The following is a 24,051-nucleotide window of genomic DNA, read 5'->3' as shown; positions in this document are numbered from 1 at the left end:
GCGACGCTGAAACACGCTCGTTACATGAGGTTCCGGCGTCGAGACGAGGAGCCCCGGATCGCGATCGCGACGGCGGCGAGGAGGAAGAAGCCGGCCGTCGCCTGGTCCGACGTCGCGCCGGGCGCGGCCCCGCACGTCGCCATCGCGTCCGCCTCCGAGAACGGATCCTCGGTGAAGCGATCGTCGTCGTCCGTCGTCTTGCCGCCGCTGCTCCCGCCGCTCGTGCTCGTCGAGCTCGAGCCCGCGGGCTTGCCGCCCGTGATCGTGACCTTCTTCGTCGTCTTCGCGGTGCCGTCGCCGGTGACGCCGACGCCGTCGGAGCCGAGCCCCGCCGCGAAGATCGTCATCTCGGCGCCGGACTCGGGGGCCTTCGCCTTGAAGGTGAACGTGACCGCGCCGCCCGTCGCCGCGACCGGCGCCGAGTGCGAGAGCTCTCCCCCGCTCTGCGCCGCGAGGTTGGTGCCCGCGGTCAAGGTCACGCCGTCGCTCCCCGCGATGCCGGCGGTGCCGTTCGTCAGCGCCGTCTTCACCTCGAGCGTGAAGTCGCCCGTCGCGCCGGCGGCGAGCTCGTCCGGCCCCGTGAGCGTGACGGTGGGAGCCTCGCCGCCCGCATGGCAGCCCGTGTTGTCGCACGACAGCGTCTTTCCGCTGAAGCCGCTGATGCCGGTCGACGTCGCCGACGCCTCCGCGGAGACGAGGGTCACCGCGAGCGCATGCGCGATCCAGAGGGCGCGACGCATCAGGGCTTCCGGCGCCGCTTGGAGGCGAGGGCGAGCGCCGCGACCACCACGAGCGCGCTCGTCATGTCCGGCAAGTGCGAGCCGGCCGCGGCGCAGCCGCTGTTCGGGATCCCCGTGTCGTAGTCGTCGTCGTCGTCGCCGCTGCTCGTCTTCTTGCTGCTGCTGGAGCTCGAGCTCGAGCTCGAATCGTCGTCGTCTTCGTCGTCTCCCCCGCCGCCGCCACCACCTCCGGTGATGCTGACGCTCTTCGTGGTCGTCGCGTCGCCGTCGCCGGTGATGTTGACGCCGTCGGAGCCGAGGCCGGCCGCGTAGATCTTGAAGCTGCTGCCCGACGACGGCGCCTTCACCTTGAACGAGAAGACGACCTCGCCGCCCGCGACGTCGATCGGCCCGGTCTGCGTCAGCTCGCCGTCCGTCACCTTCAGGTTCTCGCCCGCGGTTAGCGTCGCCCCGTCGGCGGAGATGCCGGCCGACCCTTTCGTGAGCTCGGTCTTCACCGTGAGCGTGTAGTCACCGGAGGCGCCGGCCGCGAGCGAGGACGGGCCGTCGAGCGTGACGGTGGGCGCCGCGCCACCGTTGTGACACGTCTTGCAGCTCGCGCTCTTGCCGCTGTAGCCCTTCACGCCGCCCGAGTTCGCGCTCGCCGGCGCGGCAGCGAGCGTCACGAGGAGAGCGGCGGACAAGGAAAGCCACGAACGCATGACGAAGGGGCGAGCACCATTCATGCCGTTCTCTCCATCGTAGCTGTCTACGCGCGCGTCGGAAACTACGAGCTCGCGCGGGCGGGGGTGGTGGTCCGACGACTCACGAGGGAAATTCCTACGCCCGGACGAGCTTGGTCAGCTGCCACGCGCGCAGGAGGTAGGCGGTCTCCACCGAGTCGAGGCGATCGCGGAAACGGGCGGCGTACTCGGCGGTGAAGAGGATGCCGAGGAGGTGCATCGTCGTGAGCACGAGCAGCGTCGTCTCGTGCGAGGACGCCTCGAGCGATCCGTTCGAGAGGAGCACGCTGCCGACCATGTCGCTCGGGACGTAGACGCCGGTCCACGCGAGCACGACGGGGACGACGACGATGAGCGTGCCGAGGACGAACGTGAGCGCGCGCCGGCCGGGAGGGACCGTGAGCACGAAGCTCATCGTCGTGTACGTCGCGATGACGGGGGTGAAGAAGAACGGGCCGACGAGCGCGGCGGTCACGAGGCCGGCGAACATGACGCTGATGAGCGGCCACGGCGCGCGGGTCGGGCCGCGGAGGAGGTGCCCGACGAGCACGCCGACGGCGAGCGCCCACGCGCTCCACACGATGATGACGGAGGGCAGGTGCCGCACGCCGAGGAGCGCGGCGATGATCGGATAGAGGAGGAGCCAGATGCCGCCGAAGATCACGGACGAGCGCGCCGGTCCGCGCGCGCGCTGCTCGCGGAGACGCTCGACCTCGTGCACGACCGCGGGCGGCGGATGCGACGGCGGCTCCGTGAGCAAGCGGAAGAGGAGGCGCACCGCGCTCTTCTCGCCCGGCGCGAGGCGCACCGCGCGCCCCACCTCGCCGAGCGCGCGGGCGCGGGCCTCCGCCTCGACCTCGAAGCCGGCGCGCCCCGAGAACGCGATCGCGGCGGCCTCCTCTGCGCGCGCGAAGTGTCCCTCCGCGAGCTCGGTGCGGATCTCGTCGTCGCGCGAGCCGGCGAGGTAGCCCTCGATCGCCTCGTGGATCTCGCGCGCGCTCTTCGGCGACAGCACCGAGAGCTCGGGGATCGGCGCGCGCTCGAGGATCGCGCCGAGGATGAGGACGAGGCGGCGCAGATCGAGCGCGGCCTCCTCCGGCGCGCCGGACGCGTCGCCCGCCCAGCCGCCGACGTACACCTCGCCGAAGCCGCCGAGGACGATATGCGCCGGCGTGAGCGCGCGATGGAAGACGTTCTGTTCATGCGCGTACGCGAGCGCGAGACAGACCTGCCCGAACGCGCCGAGGATGCGGCGGAGCCCGCGCTCGTTCGTGACGAGCGCGAACGCCTTGTCGAGCGTGACGCCGGAGACGTGCTTGATCGTGAAGTAGACGCGGCCTTGCTCGTTGGTGCCGACGTCGTAGAGCGGCGCGACGGCGGGGTGCTCGAGGCGGCCGCACGCGCGCGCGTGCGCGAGGGACGCGACGTCGTCCTCCGCCGTCTTCGCGACGTGCATGTCGACCTCGCGCGCGAGCCGGCGATCGAAGCAGCGCCAGATCTCGGTGCGCTCGGTCGTCCCGACGTGGGCGATGCGGGCGTAGCGATGCCGCTCCGGCGCGTCGGCGTCGATGGGCGGCGCCTCCGCGGGCGCGAGGAGCTCGTCGTTCGCCGCGATCGAGAGCGAAGCCTCCTCGAGCGCGGTCATCGACGGCCGCCGCGCGTCGTCGCTGCGCTTCGTCGTCCCGCGCGGGACGAGGTTCGCGAGCTGCCACGAGAAGAGCGCGTTCTCGAGGACGCGGGCGTCGAGGATGTCACGGTAACGCGACGCGAAGCGGGCGCCGAAGAGGACCTGGATGAGGTGCGCGACGAGGAGGCCGCCGAAGAACACGTCGCGCGACGCGCCGATCGCGCCGTGGATCACGAACGCCTGCGGCCCGACCGGCGCGTAGACCTCGAAGATCCCGCGCATCGCGAGGTAGGACGGGACCGCGACCGCGGCCCCCATGAAGAACACGACGTGCGCGCGCTGCCGCTTCTGCGCGACGAGGAGCTGCGCGAAGAGCACGACGATCGCGAGCCCCGGCACGATGAACGCCGGGCCCCACACGAGCGAGGTCGCCGCGACCGCGAGCGCGCCCGCGACGCCGGACCAGCTCACCGCGGAGTCGTGCAGGTTCATCCAGCGCTGCGCGACGGTGACGAGGGCGGCGAGCATCCACGCCGCGGGGACGATGAGCGCGCTGCCGGCGTCGTTCACGCCGCCGGCGAGCGCCGCGATCGGGAACGCGACGATCCACGCGAGGACGTAGAGCAGCGCGACGATGCGCTCCATCCCGCGGAGGCGCGCGACCTCTTGCTGGAGCCGGCGCGCCTTGACCTCCGGCGGCGTGACCTTCGGCGGGTTGGCGAGGAGGTGGACGAGGTGTGCGCGCGCGCCTTCGTCGTCGGGCTGGAGCGCGAGCGCGGCGCCGAGCTCCTGGAGCGCGGCCGGGCGGTCGACCTCCGCCGCGAACGCGCGCGCGCGCTCGACGTGCGCGGCGGCGAGGCGCTGCCGGCGCTCGGCCTCCTCGTCCGCGGCGAGGTACGCCTCGACCGCCTCGTGGAGCGCGCGCGCGGTCGGGTACCGCTCGTCGCGGTCGAGCGCCGTCGCCCGCGCGCACACCACGTCGAGCGCCTCGAGGCCGTGTGAATCACACGGCACGCGCTCCCGAAGGTCGCGCAGCCCGCGCACGCGCGCCGACGGACGCGGATCGATCCGCGGCATCCGGCGATGCCGCAGCGCGCGGATCGCCTCTTCGTCCATCAGCGTCTCGAGGGTGAGGATCTCGTAGAGGATCGCGCCGAGCGCGAAGACGTCCGTGCGCGCGTCGAGCTCGACCTGCGCGAACGCCTGCTCCGGGGACATGTACGCCGGCGTCCCCATCGCGACGCCGCGCTCGGTCGGACGCTCCCGCGCGAGGGCGAGCGGCGAGACGACGTCGATCACGGCGCTGGCGCTGAGCTCGTCGTCCCCGCCGATGACCTTCGCGAGGCCCCAGTCGAGGATGTACACCTCGCCGTAGGCGCCGAGCATCATGTTCGCGGGCTTCAGGTCGCGATGCAGCACCCCGCGCGCGTGCGCGAAGTCGACGATGAGGCAGGCGCGCGAGAAGGCGGTGAGGAGCCGGCGGAGGTCGTACTGCGTCCGGTGCCCCTCCTGCTTCGCGACGATGACGTCTTCGACCGTCACCCCCTCGACGCGTTTCATTGTAAAATACACGCGCCCGTTCGCGTCGCGCCCGACGTCGTAGACGGGGACGACGCCGGGGTGAGCGAGGCGAGCTTGAACGCGCGCCTCGCGGAGGAAGCGCGCCTCGTAGTCGTCGACCGCCGCAGCGGGCCGCACGACCTTGAGGGCTACGTCGCGATCCAGGAGAGAATCCCGACATCGCCTTACCTCGCCCATTCCGCCCTCGCCGAGGACGTCGGTGATGGCATAGCGATCCGGATCCAGCGACAGCGCGCGGACAGTGCCGGAGCGATCGTCCGGCTGCTTGCCACGACCAAGCGTCGTGATCTCCCAGCCGTCACGCTCCTTCAACGCCATCACCCCCCAAACATCGCAAGCGCGATGCCACCATCGAGACGCTCCGTGGGTCTTCGAAGCTCCATGATCGAACAGAAGATTCTCGCCGGCGGGGCGGGGGGTCGGGGGGCGGGGGCGGAGCCCACCCCCGAGCATGGCCGCCTTTGCATCGCCGTGTCGGCGGAGCTTCGGGCGGCGCTCCGCGGCCTTCGCACCGTGCGCGACGGCTCGGTCGCGATTCATGTCCCGGCGACGCGCGCCGGTCTCCGCCCCGACGTAAGCGTCGTCTGCGGCCCGGTCATGAAGACCGTCGTGGAGAAGGACGGGAACGTCCAGGGCGAAGCGATCACCAATCCTTGCGTCATCGTCGAGGTCCTGTCGGACTCGACGGAGCGTGACGACCGAGGCTGGAAGGCCCGCGACTACAGGACGATCGCCTCGCTGGAGGAGTACGTCCTCGTCTCGCAGGACGAGCGATGCGTCGAGGTGTTTCGGCGCGGCGCGGAGTGGAGGCGCGAGGTCTACGGCGCGGGAGAGAGCTTCCCGCTGCACGGCGCGCTCGTCTCGGTGGACGCCGTCTACGCCGAGTAGACCTACTGCGCGAGCTTGAGGCCGATCGGGAGGCCCTCGCCGAGGATCGCGATGCGCTCCTCCTCGCCGACCTCGGCGAGCTCGCGGACGGATCGGATCCACGCCGGCTTCGCGCCCTGGGCGACGAGGCGCTTCTCGACCTCGGTCCGGTGGCGCTCGCCGACGTCGCGCGCGCGATCGCCGGTGAGGCGCGCGAGCTGCACCGCCGCGTGCGGCGCGGTCGCGACGCTCTCCCACTTCAGCCGGAAGAGGCGATCGAGCCACGCCTCGGCGTGCCGCGGCGCGACGACGTGGTGCACGCTCGCGTAGACCGGCACGCGCGCGCCGACGCGGCCGATCGCGGTCCAGAGCCGCGCGTCGTCGTTCGTCCACGTCTTCTCCGCGATCCACTCGCCGAGCTCTGCGCGCCGCTCCGCCGGGGCGCGCTCGAGCGCCGCGAGCATCACGAGCGCCTCGCCGCCGTCCTCCGGCACGCGCTTCGGCGCCTTGAGCTTCGCCTCCTTCGGCGCGACGAGCGGATCCATCGCGTCGCGGATCGCGAGCTGCATCGCCTCCGTGAGCCCGCCCGCCATCCGGCGCCACGCGATGAAGAACTGCTGCCAGCCCTGCGCCTCGTCCGGGAAGCCGAGGCGCCCCTCGAAGGTCGGCCACGCGCGCTCGACGCGCGCGGGATCGCCCGGATCGCCGAAGCCGGGGCGCATGCAGAAGCCGAGGAGGAGCCAGTACGCGCGCTCGTGGTTGGGGCTCCGGCGGCGCGCGCCGGTGTTCGAGAGGAGGCGATCGGCGAGGTGGCGGCACGTCTCCATCGTCCAGGTCTGGCGATCGCCGATCGTCTTCTCGAGATCGCGGAGGACGTCCTTCACCTCGCGCGGGCTCGCGTCGCTCTTCTTGGCGAACACCTTGTCGAGGATCGCGGTCGCCTCCTCGAGCTTCGCGGGGGGCTTGGGTTTGTCGACCGGCGCGGGCGGGGCGAGCGACGCGGGCGCGATCGGGCCGACCGAGCGCGCGGCGCCTTCGCGGAGCGCGAACTCGAGGCGGAAGCGCCGGCCCGCGCCGCCGACCTCGGCGCACGCGAGGTCGAGCTGTCCGGTGGTGAGGAGCTCGCCGCCGAGGCGCACCCGCACCGCGTCCTCCTTCTTGTGACCGGCGGGCAGGTTCGCGACGACGGGCGGCAGGCGGTCGAAGGTGTCCTCCTCGATCGTGACGAGCGCGCCGGCCTCGTCCTTCGCGACGTCGCTCGCGAACAGGTCGAAGCGGACGCTGCGACCGACGACGAGGTCGAACACGCGGTCCCCCGCCTCGTGGCGCGCGCCCTCCTTCGCGCCGCGCGGAAGTATGCACACTGCACGCTTCGCGCGCCCCGGCTCGTCCGCGAGCGCGACGTAGTAGCCGAAGGCGGCGCCGCTCTCGATCCGCACGCCGAGGCCGCGGCGCGCGAAGCCGTAGCGGACCGCGCCGCACGCGACCGCGAGATCGGGGTCCGAGACCGGCAACATCGCGGGCGCCTTCGCGCCTTCGCCCGCCCACACCTTCAGCGCGGCCTTGAGCGCGCGCACGATCGGCGCGGCGTTGAAGACGCCGCCGTTCAAGAGCACGACGTCGGGGGCGCCGCTGGGCAATTCACTGGCATGACGGGCAAGAAACTGGCGAATGTGCCGCGTCACCGCGGGGTCGCGCTCGTACGGGAGCCCGAACGCGACGATCGCGCCGCGCGTCTTCGGCGCCGCCGCGTTCGCCTCCACGTCGGCGGGGAAGAAGCCCTCGAGCACCACGCGCTCGACCTCCTCGCGCGTGAGCACCGTGCTCCGCGCGCCGCCGACGAGCTTGCCGCCCCTGCCGAGGAGCGTGACCTTCGCCTCGTCGACGCGCTTCTTGGAGGAGAGGATCCGCTCCTTCGCCTCGCGGCACGCGAGCACGAGCTGCGCGAGCTCGCCCGCCTCGAGCCGCTCGCCGCTCCCGTGCGAAGGGGCGATCCGCGCCTCGGCGAGGTGGGCGAGGGTGAGGTCCATGTTGTCGCCGCCGAGGAGGATGTGGCGGCCGACCGCGACGCGGCGCACGCTGAAGCCGCCCTTGTCCTTCGGCGCGTAGGCGATCGCCATCAGCGAGAGGTCGGTCGTGCCGCCGCCGACGTCGCAGACGAGGACGGTGCGCTCCTCGCTCGGGTTGCGGGGTACGACGTGCTCGCGGATCGCCTCGACGTCGCGCATCGCGTCGTAGAAGGCCGCGGTCGGCTCCTCGAGGAGCGTCGGCTCGAGCCCGGCGTCCCGCGCGGCCGCGAGGGTGAGGTCGCGCGCGACGTCGTCGAACGACGCCGGCAGCGTGAGGATCACGTCTTGCCGCGCGAGCGGCGCGTCGGGGTGCGCCTCGTCCCACGCGCGCGCGATGTGCTGGAGGAGCTTGGTCTCCGCCTCCACCGGAGAGAGCTTCGCCACGTCGCTCCCGCCCCACGGGAGGATCGCGGCGGTGCGGTCCACCGCGGCGTGCGAGAGCCAGCTCTTCGCGCTCACGATCGCGCGCCCCGCCACCTCGCTCCCGCGCCGCCGCGCGACCTCGCCGGTGACCCACGTGGGATCGTCCGCGATCTCGCCGGCGACGGGCGCGTAGAGGACGGAGGGGAGGAGGAGCAAGTCCTCGCGCTCGGTCGGGGTCGTGAGCTGAGGTATCGCGAAAAGTGATGGATCGGGCGCGGTCTTCACCCTACGTGAATCGATCGGAGCGTAGGCGACGACGGTGTGCGTCGTGCCGAGGTCGATGCCGACGACGAAGCGCGGCTCGCTCACCTCACGACTCCGAGCGCACGCTGAGCTCGACCTTCCAGCGTTCGTCCTTCTTCCGCGGCTGGAGCGGGACCGCCTCGAGGAGCAAGGTGCCCACCTCCGTCACGCTCGAGCGGAGCGTGACGGGGACGACGTCGCCCGCGACGCGACCCTCGGCGGGGAGGTCGACCTCGATCGGCGCGAGCTCCTCGATCTCGCCCTGCTTCCAGCGCTCGATCGCGGCGCCGGTCGTGTCCTTGCGGCGCACGCTCGAGCCGAAGAAGCGGAAGCTCACCTTCTCGCCGACGACGACGCCGAGCTCGCCGCCGGCGGTGCCGAGGTCGACGCTCGTCCCCTCCTCCATGCCGATCGGCGCGACGCAGAGCGCGGTGATCGGCGGCTCGAGGCCCGGCACCGCCGGCATCGCGCTCTCGATCCCGACGTAGTACGCGCGCGCGGTGCCGCCGCGGATGCGCACGCCCTTGCCCTGCCGCGCGAGCCCGTACGCCGCCGCGCCGCGCGCGACCGCGAGATCGAGGTCGGCGCCCTCGAGCACCTTCGCCTTCGGCGCGCCGTCGCTCTCGAGCCAGGCGTCGACGCACGACGCGATGCGCTCGCGGAGCACCGGCGCCTTCATCACGCCGCCGTTGAAGAGGATGCGCGTGGGGTGGAGGAGCTTCCCGCCTCTCTTCTCGGGCTGGAGCGTCGCGAGCGCCTCGGTGTGACGCGCGAGGAGCGCGGCGAGGTGCTTCGTGACCGCGGCGTCCTGCGCGTACGGGAGGCCGACCTGCGTGAGCGCGGCGCGCGTGCGGACCGCGGGGCGCGCGGCGGCGTCGACGACCGGGAAGAAGCCGTCGATGATCGCGGCCTGCACCTCGTCGCGCGTGACCTCGGTGCGGAGCGTGCCGCCGACGAGCTTCGAGCCCTTGCCCGCGATCGCGATCTGCGCGCTCTCGGCGCTCTTCTTTTTCTTCCCCTCATCCATCGCGGTGAGGAGCTTCTCCTTCGCGCCGCGCGCGGCGTGCTGGAGCGCGACCTTCTGCCAGCGATCGAGCTCCAGCGCCTTCCCCGCCTCCTCCGCCTCGCGGACCATCTTCTGCTCGACGACGTGGGCGAGCAGCATGTCCATGTTGTCGCCGCCGAGGAGGATGTGGTCGCCGACCGCGACGCGCTCGAGGACTAGCTCGCCGCCCTTGTCGACCGCGGCGATGACGGAGAAGTCGGAGGTGCCGCCGCCGACGTCGACGACGAGCACGACGTCACCGGCCTGCACGTCCTTGCGCCACGCGTCGCCCTTGTCCGCGAGCCACGCGTAGAACGCGGCCTGCGGCTCTTCGAGGAGGGTGAGGTCCTCGAGCCCGGCGGCGTAGGCGGCCTCGGTCGTGAGCTCGCGCGCGGCCGCGTCGAACGAGGCGGGCACGGTGAGGACGACGCTCTGCTTCGTCAGCGCGAGATCGGGATCGCCCTTCGCGACGACGTGGTCCCACGCCTCGACGAGGTGCTCGAGGTAGCGCCACGACGCCTCGACCGGGCTGATGCGCTCGACGTCCTCCGGCGCGCCCGGCGGCAAGATCGCGGACCGTCGATCGACGGAGGGATGACAGAGCCAGCTCTTCGCGCTCGCGATGACGCGGGCGGGGGCGTCGACGCCGCGCGCGCGCGCGTGCTCGCCGACGGCGTACTTGCGACCTTCGTCCCACGGCAAGACCTGGGGCCCGTCCGACTCGTGCGCGACGTAGAAGAAGGAGGGCAAGAGCTCGCGCGCGTCGATCGTGCCTTGCGCGACGAGCTGCGGGATCGAGAGCATCGCGGGCGGCGGAGGCGCCTCGTCCTCGTTCTCCGGCAAGAGCGCGTACGCGAGCGCGGTGTGCGTCGTCCCGAGATCGACGCCGACGACGTAGCGCGGCTTCTTCTCGCCCTTGGTCACAGCTCGACCTCGGCCTGCGCGACGACGCGCGGATCGTGACCGGCGACGGCGGTGGGGAGCTTGATCTCGGTCGCGCGCCAGCCGCGGTGCCGGAGGACGCCGCTGTATGGCCCCTTCCCCGCGACGTTGCCGGTGAGCTTCACCTCGACGGGGTTCGCCTCGGCGAGCGTGACCTTCGCGCCTTCGTCTTCGGCGCGCACGGGCGCGAGCGTCACGTGCGCGCGGAGCGCCTTCCTGCAACCGGAGTGCACGACGCGCGCGGCGGCCCCGATGTCCGCGTCCGCGGCGCCGGCGATGTCTTCTTCGAGGAAGTCGACGAGGCGCCCTTCGCGCTGCAGCAGGGCGAGGAGCTGCAACGCCGCGTCGGTCGGAGGAGGAGGCGGCGGCTCGCTCTTCGCGGGCTTCGGCTCTTCCTTCTTCGCCTCCGGAAGCGCCGGCGCGCCCTCCGCCGCGGCGGCCATACGGGCGGCGGCCTCCCCGTCGAAGAGGATCTTGAACCACGCGACGATCGCGAAGATCAGCCTGGAAAAAAAGGGCATCGGTGCCACGAACGGCACCTTAGTCCACGCCGCGCACGATTTCACCTGCCGCCGCCCAACCGGCGATCGAGGGCGGGAGTCACCGCATCGAGGCGATGATCGCGACGAGGACGCCGATCACGACGATGAGCCCGAGGCCCATGATGAGCGGCGACTTGTGCGGCTGCGGCTGGATGCTGGGCGGCGGCACGTCGCGGCGCGAGAGCGGGGCGGCGGGGGCGGGCTGCGTCGACGGCGACGGGGGCTCGGACGACGGCGCCTTCTTCGGCGGGGCGGCGGGGATCGCGGGCGCGCTGCCGGGGCCGATCTCGTCGAGCGCGAGCTCGATGCCGTCGAAGCGGTCCTCGCGCTTCGGCGAGCGGGCCTTGTCGAGGGCGTCGGCGACGGGGGCCGAGACCTCGTCGAACGCGGCGAGCGGCTTCGAGTCGGGGCCCGGCGCCTTGCCGGTGAGGAGCTCGTAGCCGAGCGTGCCCCACGCCCATTGATCGCCGAGCTCGTCGTAGGTCTCGCTCTCGAGCGCCTCCGGCGGCGCGTACCTCGGATCGGGGCCTTCCTTCGGCTCCATCGCCTCGATCGCCTCGAGCGGATCGCGCTCGCCGCCGAGATCGAACCTGGTCCACTTCGCGATGCCGAGGTCGACGAGGCACGCCGTGCCGTCCGGCCGGATGAGGACGTTCTCGGGCTTGAGATCGCGATGCGCGACGTCGGCGCGGTGCAGGACCGCGAGCGCGCCGCCGATCTGGCGGAGCCACCGGAGCTTGTCGTGCATCGTGACCGAGGCGTCGCCGACGAGCTGACGGAGCGGCTTGCCCTCGATCATCTCCATGACCATGAAGCTCGTGCCGGCCGCCTCGCCGGCGTCGAGGACCTGCGCGAGGTTCGGGTGGCTGAGCTGCGCGCAGAGCCGCGCTTCGCGTGCAAACTGCAAGCGTGCGAGGGCGAGCTCGTCGTCGGCGGCATGCAGGATCTTCACCGCGACCTTGTGCCCTTCGTGCTCGAGATCGCTCGCTTCCCAGACCTCTCCGAGCACGCCGCGCCCGAGCAGACGCTTCAGGCGGTAGCGGCCGAGGTCCTCCGGATTGGCCATGGAGACCGCATGCTACAAGGTTGCCCTGGTCCGCGTCCTTCGGTAGACGATGGGAGACCGAAATTCCGTTTTTTCGGCCTCCGTAGGCATCAAAACCCATGGCTCAGAAGCGCATTCATCTCATCGTTCGGGGTCGAGTTCAGGGCGTCTACTTCCGCGCGGCGACGCAGCGCGAGGCGCGGCGCCTCGGCATCACGGGCTGGGTCAAGAACCGCCCCGACGGCTGCGTCGAGATGTGCGCCGAGGGCGACGAGGACGCGATCAAGGAGCTCGCGAGCTGGGCGAACCACGGCCCCTCCGCCGCGCGCGTCGATCACGTCGACATCCGCTGGCGCGGCTACACCGGCGAGTTCCCCGAGTTCGCGATCGTCGAATAGGCGAGCCGCGCGGTGCGTTCGATGGATCCGATGGCAAAGCTCCGCGCTCCCCTCCTCTTCTGTCTCGTCGTCCTGGCGCTGCCGGCGACCGCGACGGCGGCGGCGGAGCCCGCGACCGCGGCCCCGAGCGCGGCAGCCGCGGCGGACGTCGACCTCGGCAAGCACCTCGCCGCGCTCACCGGCGACGACGCGACGGCGCGCAAAGCGGCGGCGAAGACGATCGAAGACCTCGGCGCGGACGCGGTCCCCGCGATCGCGAAGGAGCTCGCGGCGCAGCGCAAGGTCGCTCCGCCGGCGGTCGCGACCGCGATGAAGGGGATCAAGGAAGACCTCGCCGAGACGCTCCTCGCGACGAAGAGCGATCAACCCGGGTGGCAACCCGCCGTCACGACGGTGGTGCTGATGCGATCGCTCGCGAAGACGGCGACGACGCCCGCCGCCTCCGAGATCATCAAGGTCGGCGGAGACCACGGCGGCGTCTTCAAGCCGGAGGTCGCGCGTCACCTCAAGTCGCTCGGCGACAAGGCGGTGCCGGCGCTGATCCTGAGCCGCAAGGAGCCGTCGTCGGAGCTCCGGCACTGGGCGGCGGGGCAGCTCGAAGGCATGGGCAAGCGCGTGCCGGGCGACGCGGTGCAGACGAAGGACAACCAGGTCCTCGCCGAGACGCTCCGCGCGTTCGCGACCGTCCACGACATGGACGCGCTGCCGGTCCTCCTCTCGTTCGTGAACTCCGACCGCATCCAGGTGCGGGCCGCGGCGCGCGAGGCGATCGGGCAGTTCGGTCAGGACGCGGTGTGGAAGCTGCGCGAGGCGTACTCGAACGTGACGGGGAAGCCCGCGTCGGAGGGCATGACCGCGGCGCAGGTCGCGAAGGAGCTCTTCGCCGCCTACGATCGCCTCCGCCTGCAGGAGGTCTACGGCCTGCTCGAGGAGGGCCTCGCGAAGGAGAAGGCCGGCGACCTCGACGGCGCGATCGCCGCGTTCGACAAGGTGCTCGCGCGCCAGCCGCTCCTCGATCGCCGCGGCGAGATGGTCGGCGCGTACATCGCGTACGCGCAGAAGCTCGAGGAGTCGGACTCCGCGAAGGCGCTCGCGCTCTACCGCAAGGCGCTCCGCCTCAACCCCGAGACCGCCCGCGCGCCGCAGGTCGAGGCGGAGATCGCGTACCTCGAAGGCAAGGAGCTCCAGGGCCGCGGCGTCGCCGATCCGGAGCCGTTCAAGCGCGCGCTCTCGCTCGACCCGACCCACGCGAAGGCGCGCGCCGAGCTGAACCGCCTCGACACGAACGCCGACGAGCGCGACGCGCGCTTCCGCGCCTTCGCCGCCGCCGCCGCCGTCATCCTCGTCGCCCTCACCGGCATCCTGCTCTTCGGCGGCCGCAAGAAGCCGCGACGCCCGGCGAGCGCGGCGTCGTAGCTCAGCGCGCGCGAGACCTCGCGCCGCATCCATCCCTGAGCCGGGAGAAGAGCGCAAGGCGTCGAATTACGCGCGCGCGGCCGTTCCGCGGCGCGGCGCCGGATGGTATTCGTTGGAGAAGCGATGTCCCTCGACGCAGGCGGTCGCATCAGGCAACGACTCGAGTCCGTCGCTGCCCCCACCGACCTGCCGCTGCAGCTCCTCGCGCAGGCGCCGGTCCCGTTCGCGCTCTGGCGGCGCGACGGGCGCTTCGTGCTCGCGAACGACGCCTTCGAGCGGCTGTTCCTCTCGTCCGAGCCGCCGCCGCACGCGATCCCCGACACCGACGTCCTTCGCCGCGCGACCGACGGCGAGACCGTCGTCGTGACGACGTCGTGGACCGACGCGCGCGAGCGGCGCGCCGCGGCGATCACGGTCTTCCCACTCACGAACGCGGCCGGCGAGATCGAGCACGTCGCGGCGACCTACCGCGACGACTCCGCGCTCCGCTCCCTCCGCGCCGGCGTCGAGCGCAGCGAGGCACGCTTCCGCCGCCTCGCCGACTCGGGCCTCGTCGGCGTCGTCACCACCGGCGCGGCGGGGACGATCGTCGACGCGAACGACACCTTCGCGCGGATGGTCGGCTACTCCGCGGCGGAGCTGGCGCGCGGCGAGACCATGCTCTGGGACCTGACGGCGGCCGAGCGCCGGCACCACGATCGCCGCGCGCTCGAGGCGCTCGAGACGCGCGGGAGCGCCTCGCCGTGGGAGACGGAGTGCGTGCGCAAGGACGGCGCGCGCGTCCCCGTCCTCGTCGCCGCCGCCGTGCTCGACCGCGCGAGCGGCGAGAGCATCGCCTTCCTGCTCGACCTGACCGAGCGGCGGCGGGCCGAGAAGGCGCTCATGCTGAGCGAGCGCCGCTTCCGCCGGCTCTCCGACTCGGGGCTCATCGGCATCGCGATCGCCGACACGGCGGGGACGATCAACGACGCCAACGACGCGTTCCTCTCGATCCTCGGCTACACGCGCGAAGACTTCGCGGCGGGGAAGGTCACCGAGCAGACCGTGAACGCGCCCGACCGCGAGCGCACCGACGAGACCGCGCGCCGGCAGCTCCAGGACTTCGGCGTCGCGCAGCCGTGGGAGAAGGAGCTGCTCCACAAGAAGGGACATCGCGTGCCGGTCCTCTGCGGCTCGGTCATGATCGATCCTTCGACGCAAGAGGTGCTCTCCTTCATCCTCGACCTGAGCGATCGCGAGCGGGCGGAGGCGGCCGCGCGCGCGAGCGAGGCGCGAAAGGCGGCGGTGATGGAGGCGGCGCTCGACGCCATCGTCCTCATGAACCACGAGGGGCTCATCACCGAGTTCAACCCCGCCGCCGAGCGGACGTTCGGCCACACGCGCGACGAGGTCCTCGGCCGGCCGCTCAGCGACGTGATCGTCCCGCCCGCGCTGCGCGAGCATCACCGCGCCGGCGTCGAGCGCTACGTCGCGACGGGCGAGGCCTCCATCCTCGGCCGCCGGATCGAGGTCCCCGCGATGCGGAAGGACGGCAGCGAGTTCCCCGCCGAGGTCGCCGTCGTCCCGATCCGCGCCGAGGGCGCCCCCATCTTCACCGGGTACATCCGCGATCTGACGGAGCGCAAGCGAGCGGCGAAGGCCGAGCTCCTCCAGCGCGAGAAGGAGGCGGCGCAGGCCGCGAACCGCGAGCTCGAGGCCTTCAGCTACTCCGTCGCGCACGACCTGCGGGCGCCGCTCCGAGGTCTCGGCGGCTTCAGCAGCGTCCTCCTCGAAGACTACGGCGACGTGCTCGACGAAGAAGCCCGCTCGATGCTCCGTCGCATCATCGCGGCCGGCGTGCGGATGGGGCAGATCATCGACGCGCTCCTCGCCCTCGCGCGCCTCTCCCGCACCGAGCTCCGTCGCGAGACGGTGGACCTCACGAAGATCGCGCGCGACGTCTTCGATCACCTCCGCACGCTCGAGCCGGCGCGCGACGTCGAGCTCGTCGCGATGGAGGGGATCACCGCCAACGGCGACGCCGGGCTGCTCCGCGTCGCGCTCGAGAACCTGCTCGGCAACGCGTGGAAGTTCACGCGCCATCAGGCGCGCGCGCGGATCGAGCTCGGCGCGACGCCGGCGGCGGACGGCGGCGGCTACTTCGTGCGCGACAACGGCGCCGGCTTCAACATGGCGCACGCGACGCGGCTCTTCACGCCGTTCCAGCGCCTGCACTCACCCGAGCAGTACGAGGGGACCGGCGTCGGCTTGGCGACGGTGCAGCGGGTCGTGCTCCGGCACGGCGGACGCGTGTGGGTGGAGGCGAAGGAGGGAGAGGGCGCCACGTTTCGGTTCACGCTCGAAGGCACCGCGCCACGAGGGAGCTCATGAACGAACAGAAGACGATCCTGCTCGTCGAAGACAACCGCGACGACGAAGAGCTCACGATCCGCGCGCTGAGGAAGCATCAGATCGCGATCGAGGTCGTGGTCGCGCGAGACGGCGCGGAGGCGCTCGACCTCCTCCTCCCTTCCGGCGAGGCGATCGCGACGCAGCTCCCTCAGGTGGTGCTGCTCGACCTCAACCTCCCGAAGATCGCGGGCCTCGACGTGCTTCGTCAGGTGCGCGCCGATCCGCGCACGCGCGCGCTGCCGATCGTCGTCCTGACCTCGTCGAAGGAGGAGGAGGACGTGGCGCAGAGCTACGCGCTGGGCGCGAACGCGTACGTGCGCAAGCCGGTCGACTTCCAGCAGTTCAGCGAGGCGGTAAAGACGCTCGGACTCTTCTGGCTCCACTTCAACGAGCTCCCGCCTTCGCGACCACGAGCCTCCTGACCGCCGCGTGTACGTGACGAACAAAACGAAACGAGCGCGAAGCCGGAGCCGCGCGCTCGTCTCGGCGGGCTCGCCGCGTGTCAGGTCTTCGCGGGCGGGGGGGCCGGGGGCGGCGGGGGCTGCGAGAACTCGTACACGAACGCGGCCTGGCCGAGGTTCGCGTCGGGCGGGCTGATCGCGAGGCCCTCGATCGAGCGCTTCACGCAGTCACCCACCTCGGGCGGCGCGTTGCTGTTCGGCTGATCGACGGTCACGTTCTTGATCTTGCCGGTGTCCGGCTCGACCTCGAACTTCACGGTGACGCGGCCGCCGACGCCCGGCTTCCCCTGCAGGATGCCGTCGTAGCAAGCCTTGATGTCGGCGCTCTTCGTCTCGAGCACCTTCTGCGTGTCGTCGCGGTACATCTCCGGCGAGCGCACGGCGAAGCCGCAGCCCGTGAGCGACGCGAACGCGACGAGCGAGAGGATGGAGTAGGAGCTCTTGTTCATCACTTCTTCTCCGCGGGCTTCGGGGCCGTCACCGGCGCCGGGGTCGGGGTGGGCTTCGCGCCGCCAGCCGGCGCAGGCGCAGGCTTCGCCGGCTCGGCCGGTGCGGCGGGCGCCTTGATGGACTCGGTCTTCGTCTCGAGGACCTTCTCCTTGCCGGTCTTCGGGTCGATCTCGACCTTCTTCTGCGTCACGTCCTGCTCGACGACGAGGAACTCGACGCGGCGGTTCTTCTCGAGCGCCTCCGGCGAGTCACCCGGATCGAGCGGCTTCTCGATGCCCCAGCCCTTCGCCACGAGAGAGTCCTTGTTGACCTTCTCCTTGTCGATGAGCCACTTCACGACCGCCTTCGCGCGGTCCTCGGAGAGCTTCTTGTTCGCGGCGGCGTTGCCCTCCTTCGAGGCGTGACCCTCGACGGAGATCTTCTTCACCTGCGGGTTCTTGATGATGACCTCCGCGATGTCGTGAAGAAGCGAGCCCGACTCGTCCTTGATGATCGCCTTGTTGACCTCGAACTGGATCTTCTCCTTGAACTCGATCTTGTTGTCCTTCAGCTCCACGCGCGGCGGAGGCGCGGGAGGAGGAGGCGGCGGCGGCGGTGGGGGCGGCGGAGGCGGCGGCGCGACGCCGACGACGGAGAAGGCCTGCGCGCCCTGGAACTGCGTCGTGCCCGCGCCGCAGCCGACCGTGGCCAGTACGGCCAGCGTCGATGCACCGATGATGAAGCGTTGGAAAGTCATCAATCGAACCTCGTTTGAACCGAAGGGAAAACCTGCGAGGCGGAGCCGAGCCTGTTTTCCGAGGTGCACGGCGCCCAGGTCCGGAAGCCGCGAGTGACAGACCTAGACGGATCCCGCGGGCCCGTCATGCATTTTCTCTCTATTCGACGACGAGCCGGTCGCCCGCACTGCGGCCAAAGGTCTCGGGGCTGTACATCTCTTCGGCTTTCGCCGGCGGCACGACGAAGGTGCCCGGCGTCGTCGCGCGCGCCACATAGCTGTAATCCCAGACGCCTTCCCAGAGGAGTGATGCAAAAGCCTCCACCCGCTCGTCGCGCATGTTCTGGTGCTCGTACCAGGTCCGGGACCAATACCAGTAGGGATTGTTCTTGTTCTGTTCGTTCACCTTCGGGTCCTTCGGGATCTCGCCCGTGACCGCGAGGGCCGGGTTCATCGGCTCGAGGCCGGCGGGGATCGGGTCGACGAGCGCGACGTGATAGCGCCGCGACGGCGCCACCATCGTCACGCGCACCCGCACCTTCGCCCCCGCCTTCACGCGCCACGTGCCGTCGGGATCGCGCTTCACGTCGTCGGGTTTGTCCGCGCCCTCGTAGAGGCGCTGCACGACGAAGCCGTAGTCCGCGGGCGGGAGCTTCAGGTCCGTCGGCGCGTACTGCATGCCGACGCGGTAGTAGAGGCGGCCCGGACCGTCCTTCGCGACGATCAGGTTCTGCTCCTTCGTCTTCTCGTTCGCGAGGAACGACATCGGGACGTCGATGCGGCTCTCCTCCGTCGTGCGGCCCTTGAACGCGTGCTCGCCGGCGAAGGTGTTGCCGAGCCACACGCGCGCGACGAAGTCGGGCGTCACCTTCTCGTAGGTGTTGAAGTAGCGATCGAGCGCGAGGAGCACGAACGCGTTCTCCTGCGTGTTGCCCCAGCGCCCCTTCTTGCGGTGGCCGAGGAGGCCCTTCACGAGCTTCGGGATGATCGTGGAGTCCTTCTGGTCGCCGATCATCGCCTCGAGGAGGACGCCGTCGGCGCGGCGGTCGGAGTGGAGGAGCACCCAGTCGGCGTCCTTGTAGCCGCTGACGAAGTGCGCCGCCCCCGCCGTCTCGACCATGCGGTTGCCGACGTGACGGCGGATCTGCTCGTTCTCGCCCTGGCTCCCCTTGTCCTCCGAGATCGTCGGCCAGATCCAGCCGACCGCCTCGATTCCCAACTTGTCGACGCCGCCCGCTTCGCGGATGAGCGACTTTGCCTTGTTGGGATCGGAGTCCTTCATCCGATGACGGACGTAGAGCGAATACGCGACGAGCGCGCGGCGCGCCTCGGGCCCGTACCAAGACGGGATATGAGACTCGATGTTACGGAGGTAGTTCTGCGTGTTCCGCAGCATCTGCTCGTCCGGCGCATACCCCTTCTCCTTCGCGCGGACGAGGGAGTGCGCGACGTGGATGGTGAGGTACGGCCACGGCTGCTCCTGCCAGAAGCCCCAGCCGCCGCTGTAGTGCTGGCGCCGCTTCAGCTTCGCGAAATCGTCCTTCATCGACGCCTCGAGCGCGGCCGGCGGCGGGAGGTCTTTCGATTTGAACGCGCCGAGGACGTCGCGCAAAGCGGCAATCGAGATCACGCGCGACGCGAGCTGCTCGTTGCACTCGAAGGGATATTTGACGAGGTAGATGAAGGCGTCGGTGAGCGCCTGCATCTGCGTCGACGACGTCGTGATCTCGAGTCCCCCGAACTGCGGGAACACCCCCGGCGGCATCTTCACCGGCTGCGCCATCGCGCCGTCGTCGATCTCGCCGTAGGTCGCGAACGCCTCCGTCGTCCCCGGGGTGTAGACCGGGAGCTCGATCTGGCTCGCGTCGGAGAAGCCGCCCGACGCGACGCCGAACTGGAAGCGCGCGGTGCCGGCCTTCACCGTGGCGGCGTCGAAGCGCACCTCGACGCGGTCGTTCGGCGCGATCTTCACGCGCTTCGCGGACGGCTCCCCGATCGTCGCGTTCGTCGCGCGCGCGACGACGCCGACGTCGATCTCCTTGTCGGTCTGGTTCTGGAGCACGATCGGCAGCTCGAACTTGTCGCCGAAGTTCAAGAACCGCGGGGCGGAGGGGCGCGCCATGAGCGGGAGCTTCGCGGTGATGGTGGACTCGCCCGCGCCGAACTGGCGCGTCTTGTCGACCGCGATCGCCATCACGCGGTAGCGCGTGAGGTTGTCGGGGAGCTTCAGCGCCACCGTGGCGCGGCCGCTGCCGTTGGTCTTCACCGCGGGCGAGAACAGCGCGAGCGCGGAGAAGTCGCTCCGCACCTGCATCGGCGCCTTGCTCGTGCCGCCGGCGGCGGACTCCTTCGGCTCGTCGGCGAGGGCGTCCAGGTCCGCCGCCTCGGCGCGCGCGAGCGCCGGCTTCGCCATGGACGGCGCGGGAGGAGGAGGCGGCGGCGCCGGAGCCGGCTGCGCCGGCGCGGCCGCTCGGCCCGCGCCGCCGAACGCGGCGCCGCCGTAGCCCGCGCTCTCGAGGCCGATCTTCTTGTTCGACTGCGCCCGCACCTGCGACTGCAGCTTCGAGAGATCGGGCTCCGCGAGCTGCACGAAGCGCCGCATCTCGATGTTGCGGACGTCGCTCCCGCGATGGGCGTAGAACGCCGCGATCGGATCCGGCGTCTTGTAGCCGGAGAGCGCGAGCACCGCCTCGTCGGCGACGACGAGCGCGACCTCGGCGTCGGCGACCGGCCGGCCGCCGCTGTCCTTCACGTCGACCTCGACGCTGGTCGTGGATCCCGGCGCCAGCGTCTCCTCCTTGCCGCGTGCCTTCACGTCGAGCGTGCGACCGATCGCGAGGACCTTCGCCTGGAGCGAGCCGCTCGCGTACGCGGGTCGCTTCGGCAGCCGCTCGTCGGGGTTGCCCGCGTCGTCGGTGCGCGCGTCCTGCCCGACGAGATCGATCCGCACCTCCACGTTCGGCACGTGCGCGTCGTCGAGCTTCACCTTCACCGTCTGGCTCGTCGACGCCATCGAGAAGCGCTCGAGGTGGACGATGCCCTGCCGCCGCACGCTGAGGATGCCCTCCGCCGGCGCGAACGGCGCGACGACGAGGACCTCCGCCGTGTCGCCCGGGCGGTACTCCTTCTTGTCGCCGACGAGGTTCACCTTCGCCTTCTCGAGGCCGCGGTCCTTCGGCCGGTTGCCGCCCATGACGTAGATCGACGTCATCGTCTGGCTCTTCCGCCCCGTCGCGTCGGTCACGATCGCGGTCACGCGGTAGGTGCCGCCTTCCTTCGTCTTGAAGGAGCAGTGGAGCCGCTCGTTCGCCGGCGTCGGCGCGGCGGGGGAGTCGACCTCGCAGCTCTGGACCTCGAGCTCCCGCGGCTCGTATTCGCCGCCGACCTGCTCGTAGTCGATGCGCGCCGCCTTCACGCTGACGTGACGTCCGCCGGCGGGCTTGCCGTCCGCGTCGACGACGACGAGGTCGGTCTCGATGTTCTCCCCCGCGCGGAGGAAGCTCTTCGCGAGCTTCACCCCGACCGACACGTCGGCGGGGTGCACGAGCATCGTGGTGTTCCCCGCCCACTGCTGCCGGTTCACGTCGGTGACGTGGCCGGTGATGGCGAGGCTCATCGGATACGACGGCTCGAGCGCGTCGAAGTCGAGGCGGATGCGGTGGATCCCCTGCGCGTTCGTCTTCGACTGCCACGTCTCGCTCTTCACGTCGGTCGCGTGCGACGACGGCGAGCGCCACGACCAGAACGACGGCGGCTCGGGGCCGAAGTGGAGGTCGCCGCGGTTCGGCGGCGTGAAGCCGACCGTGCTCCGCGTGATGTTCCAGTTGACCGGCGCGTCGGGGAGGCCGCCGCCCGAGTAGTACGACGCGTTCAGCGTGACGATCGCGTGTTTGCCGACCTCGTGCGGACCCTCGCTCGCGCGCGCGCTCACCTCGAACTCGGGGCGGCGGAACTCCTGGACGGAGAAGCGATGGGTCGACTGCGCGCCGGCGAGGCCGCTGCCCTCCAGCGTGAGCTCGAGCCCCGCGCTCCCGAGGTTCGCGTTGTTCGGCAGCTTGAACCCGATGTCGAAGCCGCCGTGCTCGTCGACGTTGACGGCGCCCTTGCCGATCTCGGCCCAGCGCGGATCCTTGATCTTCCACGTCACCTTCGTCGCGGCGACGTTCGGGACCGCCTCGATGTCGCCGCCGCGCCCGCCGCCCGACTTGCGGACCCAGCCCTTGAAGCGGACCTCCTCGCCCGGCTTGTACATGCCGCGATCGTCGAAGACGAACCAGCGCACGACGTCGGGGCGCGAGACGCGATCGAACGTCGACTCGCCCCACATGTTCTCAGGCGCGAAGACGACGTCCTTGCCCTTCCGCGCGACGAGGAGCCGGCCGACCTTCCCGCCGAGCGGGAGCTTCGCGAGGCCCTGCGCGTCGGTCTTCGCCGACGCGGCGCCGAGGAGCTCGACGTCTACGCCGACCTCGGGCTTGCCGTCGGCGAGGCGCGTCGCCCAGGAGGTGACCTGATCGGCCTCGACCAGCGCGTCGACGCCGAGCTGCGTCGACTGGACCCAGACGTGGAGCTCGGGGCGATGCTCCTCCTTCGGGAACGCGCGCGTGGGCTCCACGATGACGAGCGCCTGCCCGACGCCCTCGGTGAGGGCCGCGCCGACGTCGATGCCGGTCGTGACGAGCTCGTCGGGCGACTTCTTCGGCGTCAGCTTCTTGTCCGAGACGAGGCGGCCCGGCGGCTGGAGCTTGCGCGGGCGCTCCCACTCACGTGCAAACTGCACGTACTTGCTCCAGTCCGCCGGCTGCACCGCGTAGACGCGCGCGCGGAGGCCGGGCTCGTTCACGGTGTAGACCGGGAGCTCCTTCTGCTTCGCGGCGGGGTCGAGGACGACCATCAAGTCGCCGCCGTTGAACATCGTCGGCTCCGCCGACCCGTACTCGAGCTCGAGCTTCGCCGGCTTGGCGAGCGTCTGCGCGTGGACGTCGGTGAGCCCCTCCGCGATCGCGACCGTGTACTTCGTGCGCCCCTTCGTCTTGCCGCTGATCGTGATCGAGCTGCCGTGGACCTCGACCTTCATCCCCGGCACCTCTGGGGTGACGCTGACCAACGCTTTGTCGAACTTCTTCGCCTCGAGCGAGTTGTTGAAATAGACGTTCATCGGCGACATCGGCGGGCAGCCGGTGCGCTCGTTGTTCCAGTGGCAGCCGTATTCGGTCACCGTGAGCGGCGAGTAGGTGTGGAAGGCGAAGCTCTGGTCCGCCGACGTCGTCTTCGGGCCCTCCGCGCTCGGCGCGCCCTTCTTCACGCGCACGGTGTAGCTCGTCGCGGTCGCGAGGCGCGCCTCGGGACGGACCGCGATCCAGCGGCCCTTCTCGGCTTGCTGGGTGAGGCGCCGCACGGTGTCGTTCGCCTCGATCTCGTCCGCGGCCGCCATCTTGATCGCGACCGGCGTCTTGCCGTTCGACAGCTCGATCGACGCGAGCATCGCGGCCGGCTCGATCGCCTGATCGAGCTCGATGAACACGATCGGATCGAGCGGCTCCTCGCTCGACGTCGGGTAGTGTCCCTTGAGCCGCGGCGCCGGCGTCGAGAAGGTCCACTTCTCCGCCGCCGCGAGCGCGGCGCCGTTCTGTGCCTTCGTCCCCGCCGGCACCTCGACGCTGTAGTCGGTCGCCATCGGGAAGCGCTTGTCCGGCTGGAAGAGCACCGTGCGCGTGCCGAGCCAGCGCCACTTGCCGGGCGGCTCCGGCACGAGCTTCACCGGCGGGTGCTCCTTCAGCTCGTCGACCGAAGAAACCGCGACCATCGGCTGCGTGAACGTCATCGAGAGGTGGGGCGCGAGGTCGACCTTCCCCTCCGGCGCGTGGCGCTCGATCTTGAGCGGCGCGTTCGGCGCGGACACGGCCGCGGGCGGCGGCGCGATCGGCGGCGGGAACTGCTCGTTCACCGTCTTGCCCGGCTTCGGCGCGGGGATCGACTTCGGCCGCATCGAGAACGCCTTCTCGTCGTCGGGGTCCTTCTTGATCTCGGGCAGGCGGCTCGCGATCTTCCGCGCGTCCGCGGCGCCGAGCGGCGTCGCGGGGGCGACCTTGCGCTCGCTCGGTTTGTCCGCCTCCTCGTCGGCGTTGCTGATGCGGAAGCCGAGGCCGGACTTCGACACCTTCCAGGTGAGCGGTCCTTCCGGCGCGGCCGGCGGCTTCTTCGCGGTGGACGGCGGCGGCTGCGCGCCGGGACAGCCGGCGGCGACGAGCGCGAGGAGCGGGAGTACGAACGCGAGCGAACGAGTCATGGAGATCGCCTCAACGGATGGAACGCGGATGCCGGCCGGAGCCTACACCCCGACTCGCTACGTCCTCGAGAGTGAAACGATCTCC

15 protein-coding genes are annotated in these 24,051 nt (G+C 71.2%); 5 read left to right on the top strand and 10 right to left on the bottom strand.

What is annotated here, in order from left to right:
- Window positions 1–20 precede the first annotated feature (20 nt).
- The 3 genes from KF837_01880 to KF837_01870 form a co-directional block, all read right to left on the bottom strand.
- Window positions 21–740 carry a hypothetical protein gene (locus tag KF837_01880; GenBank protein ID MBX3226026.1) on the bottom strand — a complete coding sequence of 240 codons (720 nt, stop codon included), beginning with the start codon at window positions 738–740 and terminating at the stop codon, window positions 21–23.
- The gene (locus KF837_01875) at window positions 740–1,441 is read right to left on the bottom strand and encodes a hypothetical protein (protein ID MBX3226025.1); all 702 of its coding nucleotides are present in this window, start codon (window positions 1,439–1,441) and stop codon (window positions 740–742) included. Before KF837_01875 ends, KF837_01880 begins: the two co-directional genes overlap by 1 nt.
- Window positions 1,442–1,559: 118 nt before the next feature.
- A complete protein-coding gene (locus tag KF837_01870; protein MBX3226024.1) occupies window positions 1,560–4,991 on the bottom strand; it encodes a protein kinase in 3,432 nt (1,143 codons plus the stop codon).
- Between the two features lie 21 nt (window positions 4,992–5,012).
- Between KF837_01870 and KF837_01865 the strand changes: the two genes are divergently transcribed.
- Window positions 5,013–5,558, top strand: coding sequence for a Uma2 family endonuclease (locus KF837_01865; protein ID MBX3226023.1), 546 nt, complete (start codon window positions 5,013–5,015; stop codon window positions 5,556–5,558).
- A 2-nt stretch (window positions 5,559–5,560) separates the two neighbouring features.
- On the opposite strand, the gene KF837_01860 is transcribed toward KF837_01865, so the two are convergent.
- From KF837_01860 to KF837_01845, 4 genes are all read right to left on the bottom strand, one after another.
- Window positions 5,561–8,338, bottom strand: coding sequence for an Hsp70 family protein (locus tag KF837_01860; GenBank protein MBX3226022.1), 2,778 nt, complete (start codon window positions 8,336–8,338; stop codon window positions 5,561–5,563).
- Window position 8,339: 1 nt separating this feature from the next.
- Entirely contained in the window at window positions 8,340–10,241 is a 1,902-nt protein-coding gene (locus KF837_01855; GenBank protein MBX3226021.1) for an Hsp70 family protein, read from the bottom strand.
- Window positions 10,238–10,780: a DUF2760 domain-containing protein gene (locus tag KF837_01850; protein ID MBX3226020.1), complete on the bottom strand. Its 543-nt coding sequence runs from the start codon at window positions 10,778–10,780 to the stop codon at window positions 10,238–10,240. Before KF837_01850 ends, KF837_01855 begins: the two co-directional genes overlap by 4 nt.
- A 79-nt stretch (window positions 10,781–10,859) precedes the next feature.
- Window positions 10,860–11,867 (bottom strand): serine/threonine protein kinase, encoded by a 1,008-nt coding sequence (locus KF837_01845; protein MBX3226019.1) that lies wholly within the window; start codon window positions 11,865–11,867, stop codon window positions 10,860–10,862.
- 98 nt (window positions 11,868–11,965) lie between these two features.
- On the opposite strand from KF837_01845, the gene KF837_01840 reads away from it, so the two are divergent.
- From KF837_01840 to KF837_01825, 4 genes are all read left to right on the top strand, one after another.
- Entirely contained in the window at window positions 11,966–12,244 is a 279-nt protein-coding gene (locus KF837_01840) for an acylphosphatase (GenBank protein ID MBX3226018.1), read from the top strand.
- Between the two features lie 30 nt (window positions 12,245–12,274).
- Window positions 12,275–13,660: a tetratricopeptide repeat protein gene (locus KF837_01835; GenBank protein ID MBX3226017.1), complete on the top strand. Its 1,386-nt coding sequence runs from the start codon at window positions 12,275–12,277 to the stop codon at window positions 13,658–13,660.
- A gap of 123 nt (window positions 13,661–13,783) precedes the next feature.
- Window positions 13,784–16,030, top strand: a complete 2,247-nt coding sequence (locus KF837_01830) for a PAS domain S-box protein (GenBank protein ID MBX3226016.1) — start codon at window positions 13,784–13,786, stop codon at window positions 16,028–16,030.
- Complete coding sequence (locus KF837_01825) at window positions 16,027–16,473, top strand: response regulator (GenBank protein MBX3226015.1); 447 nt, start codon at window positions 16,027–16,029, stop codon at window positions 16,471–16,473. Before KF837_01830 ends, KF837_01825 begins: the two co-directional genes overlap by 4 nt.
- Before the next feature lie 80 nt (window positions 16,474–16,553).
- Here KF837_01825 and KF837_01820 read toward each other — a convergent pair whose 3' ends face one another.
- The 3 genes from KF837_01820 to KF837_01810 form a co-directional block, all read right to left on the bottom strand.
- The gene (locus KF837_01820; GenBank protein MBX3226014.1) at window positions 16,554–16,961 is read right to left on the bottom strand and encodes an AgmX/PglI C-terminal domain-containing protein; all 408 of its coding nucleotides are present in this window, start codon (window positions 16,959–16,961) and stop codon (window positions 16,554–16,556) included.
- Window positions 16,961–17,698: an OmpA family protein gene (locus tag KF837_01815; GenBank protein ID MBX3226013.1), complete on the bottom strand. Its 738-nt coding sequence runs from the start codon at window positions 17,696–17,698 to the stop codon at window positions 16,961–16,963. Before KF837_01815 ends, KF837_01820 begins: the two co-directional genes overlap by 1 nt.
- A gap of 139 nt (window positions 17,699–17,837) precedes the next feature.
- Complete coding sequence (locus KF837_01810) at window positions 17,838–23,966, bottom strand: hypothetical protein (GenBank protein ID MBX3226012.1); 6,129 nt, start codon at window positions 23,964–23,966, stop codon at window positions 17,838–17,840.
- Window positions 23,967–24,051: the final 85 nt, after the last annotated feature.

Origin of the sequence: Labilithrix sp. (assembly GCA_019637155.1) — a bacterium.
Classification (GTDB): Bacteria; Myxococcota_A; Polyangia; order Polyangiales; family Polyangiaceae; genus Labilithrix.
The sequence above is the reverse complement of the archived record's forward strand: the minus strand, read 5'-3'. Positions and strand labels throughout refer to the sequence as shown.